General features: G+C 61.9%; 10 protein-coding genes. 5 read left to right on the forward strand and 5 right to left on the reverse strand.

Annotated features, from left to right (window positions below):
* Positions 1 to 24: 24 nt before the first annotated feature.
* Both QHC78_RS09360 and QHC78_RS09365 read right to left on the reverse strand, forming a co-directional pair.
* Positions 25 to 636 carry a DUF4286 family protein gene (locus tag QHC78_RS09360; protein WP_319743766.1) on the reverse strand — a complete coding sequence of 204 codons (612 nt, stop codon included), beginning with the start codon at positions 634 to 636 and terminating at the stop codon, positions 25 to 27.
* Positions 637 to 696: 60 nt separating this feature from the next.
* Positions 697 to 1,590, reverse strand: a complete 894-nt coding sequence (locus QHC78_RS09365) for a TauD/TfdA dioxygenase family protein (protein ID WP_319743767.1) — start codon at positions 1,588 to 1,590, stop codon at positions 697 to 699.
* Between the two features lie 203 nt (positions 1,591 to 1,793).
* Between QHC78_RS09365 and QHC78_RS09370 the strand changes: the two genes are divergently transcribed.
* The 5 genes from QHC78_RS09370 to QHC78_RS09390 all read left to right on the forward strand — a co-directional run bounded on the left by QHC78_RS09370 (position 1,794) and on the right by QHC78_RS09390 (position 6,235).
* Positions 1,794 to 2,237, forward strand: coding sequence for an RrF2 family transcriptional regulator (locus QHC78_RS09370; protein WP_319743770.1), 444 nt, complete (start codon positions 1,794 to 1,796; stop codon positions 2,235 to 2,237).
* Position 2,238: 1 nt separating this feature from the next.
* Complete coding sequence (locus QHC78_RS09375) at positions 2,239 to 3,165, forward strand: NAD(P)/FAD-dependent oxidoreductase (RefSeq protein WP_319743772.1); 927 nt, start codon at positions 2,239 to 2,241, stop codon at positions 3,163 to 3,165.
* Positions 3,166 to 3,612: 447 nt separating this feature from the next.
* A complete protein-coding gene (locus QHC78_RS09380) occupies positions 3,613 to 4,344 on the forward strand; it encodes an STY4528 family pathogenicity island replication protein (protein WP_319743774.1) in 732 nt (243 codons plus the stop codon).
* The gene (locus QHC78_RS09385; RefSeq protein ID WP_319743775.1) at positions 4,341 to 4,769 is read left to right on the forward strand and encodes a hypothetical protein; all 429 of its coding nucleotides are present in this window, start codon (positions 4,341 to 4,343) and stop codon (positions 4,767 to 4,769) included. Before QHC78_RS09380 ends, QHC78_RS09385 begins: the two co-directional genes overlap by 4 nt.
* Before the next feature lie 602 nt (positions 4,770 to 5,371).
* Positions 5,372 to 6,235 (forward strand): phage integrase N-terminal domain-containing protein, encoded by an 864-nt coding sequence (locus QHC78_RS09390; protein ID WP_319743777.1) that lies wholly within the window; start codon positions 5,372 to 5,374, stop codon positions 6,233 to 6,235.
* A gap of 139 nt (positions 6,236 to 6,374) precedes the next feature.
* Here QHC78_RS09390 and QHC78_RS09395 read toward each other — a convergent pair whose 3' ends face one another.
* Genes QHC78_RS09395 through QHC78_RS09405 form a run of 3 tightly spaced genes read right to left on the reverse strand, consistent with a single transcriptional unit; the run spans position 6,375 to position 13,298 of the window.
* Positions 6,375 to 9,218, reverse strand: coding sequence for an ATP-binding protein (locus QHC78_RS09395; protein ID WP_319743779.1), 2,844 nt, complete (start codon positions 9,216 to 9,218; stop codon positions 6,375 to 6,377).
* On the reverse strand, positions 9,215 to 10,489 hold the full coding sequence (locus QHC78_RS09400; RefSeq protein WP_319743781.1) for an ATP-binding protein: 1,275 nt from the start codon (positions 10,487 to 10,489) through the stop codon (positions 9,215 to 9,217). The genes QHC78_RS09395 and QHC78_RS09400 overlap by 4 nt, the downstream gene beginning before the upstream one ends.
* A gap of 1 nt (position 10,490) precedes the next feature.
* Positions 10,491 to 13,298, reverse strand: a complete 2,808-nt coding sequence (locus QHC78_RS09405) for a TrlF family AAA-like ATPase (RefSeq protein ID WP_319743782.1) — start codon at positions 13,296 to 13,298, stop codon at positions 10,491 to 10,493.
* Between the last annotated feature and the right edge of the window lie 7 nt (positions 13,299 to 13,305).

Below are 13,305 nucleotides of genomic sequence, written 5' to 3' on the forward strand. Positions count from 1 at the left end.
TATTTGTAGGGTCTGCTTGCGTGGTCAGGCCGGATACTCCCGCTTCAACATGCTGCGCCGGCTGTTCTGGAACACGCCTCGCATCCTCTCGGTCCACGGCGTCTTGCGGGCAGCCAGCGCCGCCGGCGATTCCCATGTTTCCGGCGCATCGATGTCGTAGGCGGTGAGGTAATACGGGGAAGCGTCGATGGCGGTATAGCGGCGCGCGCGCCGCACGCCCGGCACCTTTACCAGTCGTGGCAAGTGCTCTTGGTCGTACCAGTGGTTGTATTCGTCCACGAGCTCGGCGGGAATATCGGCCTGGACGATGTAGCGAAAGGGCGCGGGCGGGCCTGCCGTATCGCCCACATCGGCCTTCAACTCCAGGGCGAACCTCTCCCGCGCATGGCCGTTGAGCAGCTTGAGCCAGATCGGCAGCGGAGGCAGGTCGTTGTCGGCCGCGGCCACGCCATGGCGCAACAGCGCCGCATCGACGCCGTACCAGCTGACTTGGACATGCTCCCCGGCGATCACGCCGTACCGGCAACCGTGCCCCGCTACGCCCAGCGCAGGCAGGTATTCGCCGTCTTGCCAGGCGATGAAGTCGGCAAGCTTGTCCGTGGGCAGCCGCCACCAGTCCGTCACTACCGCTTGCATGAGCGTCTCCTTTGACAGTTCACGGCTACGGGCATCGCCACGATGCCCGGACGAACCCGCTCAGTACGGCACGCTGCCGCGGACAGTCGTGCGGTACATCAGCCGGCGCAGCGGCAACGCGTAGTCGAAGGTTGCCTTGTGCTGGGCGGCGGTGTTGTCCCACATCAGCAGGTCGCCGCGGCGCCAGCGATGGGTATGGCGAAACTCCGGCTTGATGATGTGCGCGTAGAGCTCGGCCAGCAGCCGGTCGCCTTCTTCCTGGTCCATGCCGACGATATGCGAGGTATGGGCTTCGTTCACGAACAACGCCTTGCGCCCCGTCACCGGGTGGGTGCGGACAATCGGGAACGACATGTCGGGCACGCTGCGCAGCTGCTCCTCGGACAGCTCCGGCTCTTCGATCACCCGTCCGCCCCGGGCGGCCTCTTCCATCTGTGCCAGCCGGTTTTTGCGCCGGTAGTAGGCATAGCTGTGCACGGCAGACAGGCCCTCCAACCGCTTCTTCATGGCATCGGGCAGGTGATCGTAGGCGGCCACCACGCTGGCGTAGTGGGTATCGCCATAGACGACCCCGTCTTTCTCCGGGATTTCCACCGAATACAAAGCCGACAGCATGCTGGGATGCTGCTTGTAGGACAGGTCGCTATGCCAGAATCGACCGGCATCCAGCGCGCCGATGGGCTTGCCTGCCTCGTCCAGGATGTTCGACAGCACGAAGATCTCGGGATAGCCCTCGAGCCGGCTCTCCTTGCGGACGTGGTGCTCCAGGGTGCCGAACCGCTTCGTGAAATCGATCTGTTGCTGGGGCTCCAGCCGCTGGTCCGGGAACACCACCACCTGGTGCTCGAAGAAGGCCTGGCTAACGGCCTCGAACTGCGCGTCCGACAGCGGCTTGGATAAATCGACGCCGCGGATTTCGGCGCCGAGGTGCTTTCCGGTCTTGATGACTTCCATCTTGTCTCCTGCCTGGGGGTGGTTAATTCATCATGATGACATGATGTCGTAATGTAGCGGTGTCCGGGACAAGCAGTCAATGGATATCGCTCAAGGCGGGGGCCTGGGACATTCCCGAGCTGTGAGCCCGACCTGCGGGAGGTCCGGCATCACGCGCACCTTCTGGTTGACAGGGAGTCATTAAATAGAACATCATAAGTTACATGAAACGCGACAGCCGCCTCTCCTCCGTCCTGCACGCCCTGCTCCACATGGCCGAACATCCAGGACCCCTCACCTCCGAAACCCTGGCGCTATGCATGGGCACCAACCCCGTGGTCGTCCGGCGCACCATGGGCTATTTGCGCAAGGCGGGCATCGTCACGTCGGATCGGGGGCATGCCGGCGGCTGGCGCATCCGGGCCGACCTCGCCACGGTCACGCTGCTGCAATTGCATGAGGCGCTGGGCGAACCCGCAATGTTTGCCATCGGCAATCGCAACGAAACCCCTGAGTGCCTGGTCGAGCAGTCGGTGAACGCGGCGCTGGAAAGCACGCTGGACGAAGCCGAAGCGTTGCTGCTGAAACGCTTTTCCGAGGTCACCCTTGCCGACCTGGCCGCGGACTTCGCGCGCCGGCATGCGGCCGTACGAAGCAAAAGGAGCTGACATGCGTTACGACGTGATCGTTATCGGCGGCAGCTATGCCGGAATGGCGGCGGGTTTGCAGCTCATCCGCGCGCGGCGCTCGGTGCTGATCATCGATGCTGGCGAACGGCGCAACCGGTACGCCAGCCATTCGCACGGGTTTCTTGGCCAGGATGGCGTCGACCCCGCCGAGATCGCAACGAACGCGCGCCGCCAGCTCGAAACCTATCCGACACTGTCTTGGCTCAATGACCGGGTCGAAGCCGTTTCAGGAGAGGTCGACGACTTCACCGTCATGACCGCCGGCGGCCCGTCCCATCGCAGCCGCCGTATCCTGCTGGCCGTCGGCGTCGTCGACCATCTTCCGTCCGTGACGGGGCTGGCCGAACGCTGGGGCACCAGTGTCTTCCACTGCCCCTACTGCCATGGCTACGAACTCGGCCAGGGCCGCGTCGGCATCATCGGCGCCAGCCCCCTGTCCATTCACCAGGCCGAGCTGCTGACCGATTGGGGCGAGGTGACCCTGCTGGTCAACGGCGCCTTGGCAGTGAGTCCCGATGCCAGGTCCGCGCTGGAAGGACGAGGCGTGACGATCGAGGAAGCCCGCATCGACCGGATCGACGCGCATGCCGACGTGGTCATGGCCGACGGGCGGCGGCTGCACTTCGCGGGCCTGTTCACCGCAACGCGCACCGCTCCGGCCGGCGCACTGGCCGAAGCGATGGGTTGCGCGCTGGAGGAAACGCCCATGGGCGTGCAAATCCGTACCGACGCCGAAAGCAAGACCGGCGTGCCTGGGGTGTTCGCTTGCGGCGACGTGGCCCGAGTACCGCATTCGGTGTCATTGGCCGTGGCCAGCGGCGCCTGGGCGGGTGCGCAACTGCATCGTTCGCTGGTGTGGCCGGAGAGTCTTCGGCGCGCCGAGCGTAGGCACGGCGCGACGCCGTGAAGGTTTCATCGATCGGTCGGCCATGGCCCATCACCACAGCGTCCCGCGCGCCATCCACCACTTCGGTCTACGCGTTGGCGAACGCCGGCAAGCTGCTTAACCTGGGTGCAATTGGCTGATGCAGGGGTCGCTGCTGCGATGGAGCAGCGGACTGCTGGGTCAGACGTTGAACACACGTTTAAACGTTGATCGGTCGGCAAAGGGCGGTGAACACTAGGTTTCGCGGGGAAATCGGGCCACAGCCTTTGCGGGAATCGCTGGAAGTACCCCCAGTTGTACCCCCAAGGGGGTATCGGGATCATAGATCAGTCTGGATGCCGGTGCCAGGGCTGTGCATGCAGGATAAAACGGTTATGGCGCAGACCGCATTGTTGGCTGACGCATGGAACGGTACGCGATGAGATGCAGGGGAACGGGCCGCTGTGGCCCAGACCTTGGAGAACTCTCATGGCAGACCATCACACTCGCCACAACCCGCTGGGGCAAGACGCCCTGTTCACCACGCCCGCCTCGCTCATGCTCGATACTCGCCTCACGCCGCTGGAGCGCAACGGCTGGCAGGTTCTGCGCATGCTGCGCTCTGCGGAGGGCATCAGCCCGCTGGCAAACCTGGGGCAGTTGCGCCGCTATCTCACCTCCACCCCGCTGGGGCAGCGGGCCGGGTACGAGACGGCCCGGCGCGTTCTCGTCGTGCTTCGGCTGACGGGGTGGATCAGTCAGGTGGGCCAGCAACGCGATCCTCTGACCGGCCATGTGCTCAGCGAGCTGTATCAGGTTCACGAAAGCGCCCTCAGCTTCCAACAGGCTTGCACGCTCGATGCCAGCCTCCCCGCGCTTCTGCAATCTTCCATCGGCCACGAAAACAACCAGGTGGATCGGGTGGCCGTCCACATTCAGGCAACGCTGGCGCAGGCACCTGAAGCATCCTCCATTGCGACCCACGATCAGCTCGGCGATGACGATGATTTGCCCCCTACGTCGCCGTCTCAGGCGAACGAGGCAGCCGACCCACTGCCATTGTTCGGCGATTCCGCTAGCAGCACGCTTGTTCCGCAACAGACCGGACACGCTCGCCACATGACGGCTGAGCAGGGCAGTACGTATAAGACGTATATGTATAAAAAAAACGTACGTTCCGCGCGCGTGAAGGCGACAGCGATTCGGCATCCCAGTCGGTGAGCTTGCCGCCTTGCCTGAGCAATGCCCAGGCAGATCAGCAAAAGGACGTGCAGGCCGCTTTGCGGCGGCTGCCGCCGCAGCATCGCCAGGAAGTACTCGACGAGTTGCAGGCACGCAGCCAGAGCGGCACCGTGCGCAATGTCGTGGCCTACTTCTTCGCCTTGGTGAAGCGCGTTTTTGCGGGCGAGTTCCGCTTGTGGGCAGGACGCAAGGAGACGTCTGCCGCCCCACGGCCTGCCGAAAATCGGCCTGCTGGTGTGCCACGCACCGAACACCGCCCAGAACCGACCACGCGACCGGCATCACGTGAAACCGCCCTGGCGCACATCGCCAACATCCGCAAGATGCTGAACGCCTCGACGAACGCTGGGGACATCGCGGCACAGGCAATGCAGGCCGGGGGATGGCAACCGCGTCCTGCGTAGCAAATGCTGCCGCGAAACGGATCGTCACTGCCAGCCGCAGTGACGATCCCGCCCACGCCAGCAACAATGCGGGCAAATGCCGAATCCTATTGCGTGCGGCATACATGATGATGGCCGTCCTACACTGACCGGGCAGTTGCCAAGACCGATGGGCTTCGTACATCGGCACCCCCAACAGCGCAGGTTCCTGCAAGCGCTGGCCCGTCAGGGCGGAACCACCCCAGGTATGCCCAGGCTCCGATCGCATACCGGCCCTACCCACGGGCGGAGCCCTCTTCGTCTGTTTGAACTCATCCCTACCGCGCCGCCTGGCGCGCTGTTCTTTGCGGCAATTCCCTGTGTGCAACGCACAGGGCTCCTGCTGCATTTCTCATCCCACTCGCTTCATAGGAGGACTCGTCCACGTTCGCATCACTTTCGTCTTGTCGTACCCCCGTCCGGGCTTCTAGCAGGGAGCAAGACGGACGCCTCATTCGAGGCCCTGGTGTCTCCTGAACACCATGCCCTTGCCCCCACAGGATCTCGCCTTGGCGAGCTGGCACCAACACTAACCACTGAATTTCAGGACAACGCGGTGCGGCGCTTTGCGTGGAGGCCGGAAGATGGACGACTTGACCTACACCCTGCGACAGCTTTGCCAGCGCAACCGTGACGGCAGCCACAACACACAGGCTGACCGGATGCGTTCTCTCTCGCTGGCTGCGCGGCAACTACGTGAGGCAGGCTTCCGCCAGATGCGAGCCGCCTCGTTGAAGGGCAAGCATGTCGAAGCTTTGCTGCAACGCTGGCAAACCGAAGGCCTGTCAGCCGGTACGTTGAAGAACCGTATGGCGCATTTGCGCTGGTGGGCCGAGAAGATCGGCAAGGCCGGCATTCTGCCGGCGGACAACACCAAAATGGGCATTCCCGAACGGCGCTATGTGACCAATGAAAGCAAGGCCAAGGAGTTGGGTGATAGGTTGGACCGCATCACCGACTCTCATGTCCGCATGAGCCTGCGTTTGCAGGCTGCCTTCGGCTTGCGGCGAGAAGAGTCCATCAAGTTCCAACCCCGTTATGCCGACCGTGGCGACCATATCGCCATCAAAGGATCGTGGGCAAAAGGCGGGCGTGATCGAACAGTGTTGATCACGACGCCGGAACAGCGGGCGGTGCTGGATGAGGCCCATCGCTTGGCAGGTCCGGGATCACTAATCCCATCGCGTAAGACCTACATCCAGCAGCGGCATGTCTACGACGGACAATGCAAAGCGGCAGGGTTGAGCAACATGCATGGACTGCGGCATCGGTATGCGCAGATGCGGTATGAGGTGCTGACGGGGTGGAAGGCGCCGGCTATGGGCGGCCTCAGTACGGTGCAATTGGATTCGTCTCAACGCCTTCTGGATCAGCAAGCCCGGCAACAGATCAGCCGCGAACTTGGTCATGAGCGGGCGGCAGTGACAGCGATCTATCTGGGAACCTGATGCATTTGTCCTTCGCTCTGTTGAACTATCCGGAGTCTCCGGATAGTTGCTTCAGGTGCTTGCCGACGGTGTGCATCGCCGGCGAATAGCCCGGTCATTCGTCTCTACGACAGCCGAAAAGGCTTGCCTGCTGTATTCATTATTCCCCAGCCTCGAATTCAGCGTTCTTGAACTTCAGCACATTGCAGTTCTCCTTCACCGCACGCTGAAGACCTTCATCGAACCCAACAGGGGAGTCGGCCTGAATCTCGATGGCAATCCTCACCCTCACGCCAGGACGCAAGGTAAATTGCTGGACCACCTCATCCACCAAGTCGGCGAACTGCTTCTTGGCCAGGATGGGATCCAGATCAATGCTGCCGTAGAACTGCTTCTTTGCGGCGAGGCCCGCAGCACCAGTCCCTGTGGGATAGCCTCCGATCGGCTCATTGACACGAGGTGTGTCACCACCACCAGTAGTTACGGGTGCCACGCCATCGGTGCCTGTGGTAGTTGCCTTGGCCCGCGATGCTTCCTCCGCCGCGCGCAATGTTTCCAAGTAGGCCCCAGCGGCAACCGGCTCAATCAGCAGCAACGAGCCATCCATGATCAATGAAGTTCGTTTGCCATAGCTGAAACCGATGTAGCGGCCATTTTCCTTGCCTTGTGCGAAACCAAAAAAGTCTCGGCTTTCGGCGCCTGCGGCCATCGTCATCTGAAAGACCGTATCGTCCTTCAGGCGTGGCAAGTAGAGTTGCTGGCAGCTTTGCTGCCAGACATTGAGGGCGTTGGCTTCCTTGATGTCCTCTTTCCAGAACCAGTCCTTCAGCACCTTAGCCAGATGGATAGGTGCCCATTCATTGATGAGCAGTTCGTTCTCTTTGAGGACTCGCTCGATTTCCTGCGACCAGTTCTGCGCGCCGGGATTGACCTGGAAGTGTTCCCAGCGCAATTCGGACAAGCCTTTGCCGGGCCGGGCCTCCTGCATCGGCGCTACGATCCATTTGTAGGTCTCGCGGATCATGCGGCGCACAGTTTCTTCGGCCTGCTCCAAAGCAGCACTCGCCTGCTTGGCCATCAGGTTGTCGAGGACGATACGGTTGTCTTTGTAATCGGCAACAATGCTGCGCCATGCCAAGTAAGAGCGAACGTGGTCCTTCAGCCGGCTGACGCTATCGTAGTCGGCCGCCAGGAAGATCAACCTGTTCTGCTTGAAACGGGGCTGATCTCCACGCTTCTTGAGGATCTCGGTAGCACGGTCGATGGCCAGGCTCTGGCCGCTCTTGCTGAAGGCCGCATCGGGTGGCATCACCACAAGGCGCAATGCCCAATCATCGGGCACGTCGCCGCTGTCCGTAAACACATGGATACCGCCGAAAACTCCGCTGGCAAAGCCGCGCTGTACTCGTTCTCGAACCATTGGGAACACGTCTTCCCGGTCCTGGAAGCGACGCTTGCGCTCCTCCATTTCACGCCGCAGGTTCGGCCGCGTATCGAGCCAGAAGCGGTTGTTGGCGTGGTTGAGGTAATGCAACCGGTCCGACAGCCGCCGCAGCGCGTCCTTGAATAGGCCGATCTGTTGGCCGGGCTGGATGACGCCGAGCATCACACGCTCCAACTCCAGGCCCCGCACCAATTGATTCGTGGTGCTGGGCGCACTGCCCAGGAACACGGCGCGTGCCGAGCGGCGGCAGGCCTGGACGCTGCCGAATCGGGTGTCCTTGTTCTCGATTTCCGTGGTCTCGGCGCGCTCACCATCCACATCGCGCTCGATCACCGGATCCCAGCCCTGGGGCAGGTAATAGATCACCTCGTTGCGCGTATCGGCGTCGTACAGCGGCAAGCTACCGGGCATGATCAATGGATCGTTGTTGCCGTCCTTCCATAAGCGATGGATCACCTTGGCCATCAACTTGAGCACACCACGCGTCCGTTGAAAGTTATCCAGCGTGGACCAGTCCTCGTACAGCCGGTCGAATACCTCTGGGTGAATTGGGTAAGCATGGACCAACCGTTCGTAGTAGCGGCTATCCTGGGTTTCCTGTGGAAAGTCGTCACGGTTATCCGCATAGAAGTCGGCGAACCTGCGGCAGACAGACTCCATCGCCAACCGGTCGTTGATCGAGGCGAAAAGACGACGGCGAACGATCTCGAACGCCTCCTCTGTTGCCACCGGCTTCCAAAGGGCCTGCACCCGGCCAAAGTAGTGCGACAGCGCCTCCAATGCCTTTACGCCTCGCTGGCTACCCGCCTCCTTGTCGGACTCCGGCAGGGAAGCCAGCAGAACAGCCGTGGGCACGGCCTTCAGTGCCTCGGTCAGCGCTTGCACGAACGACAGGTTGGAATCGAACGTGCCTCCGCTCAGTGCCTTGCCTTCCTCGAACTGGCGCACGTAAGCGACCAACTCATCGACCAGGATCACACAAGGTGCGCAGCGTGCCAGCAGTGTCTCCAGCACTGCTTTGCCAGGCGAGGTTCCCGAAGCATCGGCCTCGGCCACCAGCGCGTAGCCCTCAGCGCCCCCGAGCTGCCAAGCCAGATCGCCCCACAGCGTGCGTACTTCCTGAGCATCTCGCTTGAGGGGTTGGTTGGGCGAGGACTTGACCCCATCCAGCACCGCGACACGGGCACGCGGCAACTCCGTTACCTGCGCCGCATCCAGGATAGCGGCCACCCCCTGCAAATCACTGGCCGCTACTTCACCCTTGGCCATGTGATAGACCGCCAACATCGTGTGCGTCTTGCCACCGCCAAAGGCCGTCTGCAACTGGATAACGGGATCGCCGCCACAGCCCGACAGCCGTTTCACTACCGAGTCCAGCAACAGGCGCATGCCTTCGGTAATGAAGGTGCGCTCGAAGAACAGCGAAGCGTCCTGGTATTCAGCAGTCGCTGTACCTGCATGCACGCGGGACAGGTCGGCTGCGAACTCAGCCTGCTGGAAGGTGCCCTTGAGCACATCTTCATGGGGGACGGCGATCTCACGCCACGGTTTCAAACTCATGGTTCCTGCTCCATACGTGCGCCGTAGATGACCAGCATCAGTTCGTTGTCATCGTTGAGACGATACTCGGGGCGGCGGCCCGCCAGACGCTCACTCGTTTCAAGAATGATGGACACGCCTTCACCGCGCTTGTCCATGATGTGCTGGCGGTGTACGGCCAGTGTGTCATCGTCGATAGGGCAGCGCGCAAGCAGGCTGGTCAACGCCTCGTTGCGTGCTGCCTGGCGGAACGGCAGACTCTCCGGTGTCATGGTGTTGGGCAGCATACCGGGCGAATACAACTCCAGCCTGTCGTCGAACAGACGCAGCCGCACCTTGGCACCGGCCATGGAGTAATCCCGGTGGGCGACCGCATTGGTCACTGCCTCGAACACCGCCAGCATGTCGAATTGTGGAATATCCTCGCGTCCGCCTTGCGCGTGTTTGTAGGCAGCCACGCGCATGTTCTTGCGCACGAAGGCACAAGCGTCGATGATCTGCCGGTCCAGTGGCCCTGTGATGTCCTGGGCATCGCGCTGGTACATCGCTTCGCCAGCGGGCAAAACATTGGTTCCCTGGTATGCCACGGCCTGGATGAATGCGCCTGGCAGGAACCGCTGTGCAACACGACTCCCCATGAGCAGGCCGGCCACTGTAGGGCGCCAAACGCCTTCTTGATCATCGTGCGCAGCCATCGCAAGTTTACCCAGCAGAATCTCAGGCGCATCGGCACTTTGTGCAGGAGCGAAGCGCCGCCACAAAGCTTCGTCCAGATCAGCCAGCGTGGCGCGCGCGACGGGTGTTTCGTCGAAGCGAATCAAACGCGATTGGCTGCGCTGCTGGAACAGACGTGCCAGTTGGTCAGGCGGAATGGGGCGTTCTGATGAGCCAATGCGCTGCATGTAGCCGCCCGGGCTTTGATGCACGAACAGGCTGCGCGGGACCTCGACGCGAATGACCGGTTGCTCTACGCCGCCGGCATCGGGCAAGGTCATGCGTTCGATTACCGGGGCCAATGGCGGCCTGATCGCGTCTTCACATGCCTGGCGCAGCAGTGCCTCCACGGCATCGAGCCTGTCCAGTTCGATGCCGATCACCTCGCGGCTCCTGTCCTCCACGCCCAGCAGCAACACGCCGCCCGAGCTGTTGGCAAACGCAGCCAGTTCATCGGCGAGGTCATTCTGTGAAGGGCCTCGTATCTTGTCGCCGGCAAATCGGACTTCCTTCAACTCGAGGAAGCTGTCTTCGCCTAACCGGATCTTTTCGATCAGTTCGCTACGGGTTGCCAACATATCAAACCTCCGTTCCCAGTCGCTTCCAGCGTCGTGCAAACGCCTCGTGCCCACCTTCCATCACGCGGCAGACCTCACGGCGCACAGCCGATTCCTGCAAGGCACCGCTTTGCTGCACAAAACACTGTCCACGCCCGAACTCCATCACATGCACCAGTTCTGCATCGCCGTTTACCACCACATTGGGGTTGTGCGTGACGATGATGAGCTGACGGTGCAACTTGTTTTCCCGAATCTGCCGCACGATCAGGTCGTAGATCAGGTGGTTGTCGAGGTCGTCCTCGGGCTGGTCGAGCACGATGGGCTCCTCGCCGAAAGCCAGCAGAAAGGCCAGCAAGGCGGCCGAACGCTGTCCCTGTGACCCCTGGCTGATGGAGGTCCACCGATGATCGCGCTGGTACTCGATCCGCAGGTCGTCCTCTGGAAACCAGGCCAGGACATGGTCGGCGAACTCCGGCTTCTCATGCTTGCGTTGCAGATAATTGCGCAGACGACCACCCAGGGTGGCATCGACGTCCAGTAGCCGCTGCTTGACGGTACCGACAGCCCCGATCTTGCCAGGATCATCCGTCTGCGCCAGATCGAAGGCCATTCCGCTGGAGGCCTCGCCGTCCTCCGTTAGCAGAATGTCGTCGGCAAAGCGCTCGTCGGTCGCCTCTATCAATTCGCGCAACTCGCGTTCGATCTGTTTGGCCTCGAACCCGAAGGGCACCACGGCAATCCGCACATGCGGATTGCCTGCCAGTGCGTTCTGGATAAACGACTGGCGCACTTGCGTGATGGCTTGCCGCTTCTGCGTCAGCAGCGCTTGCTGCGCCTCGATCTGTTGCACCAGCGTCTGCCGGTCGCTCTGCATCTGCTGGAGGGCCTTGCGCTGGACTTCCAGTTGCTGGCGTTCCTGTGTCAGGCGTGCAAAGGCCTGCGGGTCGCTGACGCCTTGCGCAACGAGTTGCTCTTGCAGTGCGGTATGTGCCTGCTGCGCCGCAAGGGTACGCGCTTTCCATTGCGCAAGCCGATCGTCCTTTTGCAGCGACTCGATACTGGCGTAGAGCTTGCGTGCCCGCTCCAGCAGATCGAGACAAAGCTGATCCACCTGCTGATCGACATCCTTGCGCCACCCCAACAGGTCGGCATCCTGCTCGGTGAAGTGCTGGCTGGGCCAGTCATCAAGTCCGATGTTCTCCGGCAGCTCGGCAATGCGGGTGGCGATGTCATTCAATTGCTCGAACAGCGTCTTCACTTCCCTGGCCTGGTGCTGTGCCTGTGCATAGGCGCGCAGCACTGCAGCATGGTCGGCCTGCGACAGCGCCGCCAGCTTCTTCCCGGCCTCATCCAGCTTGCGTTCGACCTCGGCTTGGCCGGCCAGCTTGCCATCCAATTCGCGCAATCGGGCACGCTGCGTGAAGAAGGTCCGTTGCGCCTCGTCGAAGGCCTGCCTCAGCGGCTCGACGTTGGCGGCCTCGTCGATGATCGACAGCAGGGTCTGCCGCCCACTGCCGGCCAAGGCCGCAATCTGCCCCTGTGAAAAAATGCGCAGAGGGAAGCGTGCCGGATTCACGCTCTGGCTGGGCGACGCCTGCCACTGGTCGTCGTGCCATTCTTCCACCGCCGTGCCTTGGCCATCGGCTCGCCACAGCATGCGAAGCCGCACGTCCTCGTGCAGCCACTCCACACGGATAACAGTATTGGCACGCAGCGCGCCCTTATCGTCACGACCATTGACAACCTTGCGGAAGGCGTCGAAATGCGCACGCGGCTCGTTGCCCTGGCCCAGCGCCATCAATTCCTGGTCGCGCCGCGCCGCCAGCCGCAGGGCATGCACGACGGTGGACTTACCCGTTCCACGCCCGCCGACAACCGCATTGAAGAACGGCGAGCAAGGCAGTCTTGCTGGCTGGCCATTGCCCATGTAGCGCGCATTCTCGATTTCGATGGCGGTGATGACATGGGCGGGTACCCGGAAGGGGTCGAATGCGCCTTCATCACTGCGCCGGATCGACACACCATTGCCATCCAGCAAGGCCAGACGAAGCCCTTCGAGCGTCGGGCTGGCCATCTTGACCCAGGTGTAACGGCTGCCGGGAACAGCCGCTCCCTGGAAACTGTGGCAGTCGCTGCCCAGAACCCGAGTCAGTTTATCTGCCGCCGCCTTCACACATTCAGGTGATGGCCGATTTATGTCCTCCCATTCGACAGCCAATAACTGCACGTTATCCAGAACGCCGCGAATGGTGTTCGCATCCAGGCGGCTTGCGCCACCGCTGTCTCGAAGCGCGAGCAACCCTTTACCGGTGTCATTGGGACGATCTGCGTGCGCCGGTATAGGAATACCTCCGGCATTCAAAATCTCCTCGACAACTTTCTCTGGCCCTTCCCGAGTCACGCCGTCGCTGTCACCATCTGTCCCTTGGTAACGCGCCGCAGCCAGCAGATCGGTGATAGTGCGTGTGGTTGCACTGGGATCAAAAATTGCCAGCAAGTGAAATCCGCCGCTAACCGAAATTTCTACTCCAGGGAACAGCGTCAACTCCCGAAACCCGGCAGGTGGCTGCCCCTGATCGGCCAACACCTTCATGGCCGCATAGGCGGCCTTGAGCAGGTCGATCCAGGCACCGCTGTTATGGTCTGTCACGGCCACGCAGTCGATCTCCGCGGCCATGTACTTGAGCAGCCACGTTTCAGGCGTCAGTTCATTGGGCGTGCCTATCGCCTGCTGCCAGCCGTTGGTGTCTTTAGAGGCCGGCGTATGGGTATGGAAGTCGAACTTCCACCAGCGGGAACCGGGAAAAGGCCATTCTGTCGTTGCCATGCGTCAT

The organism is Pigmentiphaga sp., from assembly GCF_033795525.1.
Lineage (GTDB): Bacteria > Pseudomonadota > Gammaproteobacteria > Burkholderiales > Burkholderiaceae_B > Pigmentiphaga.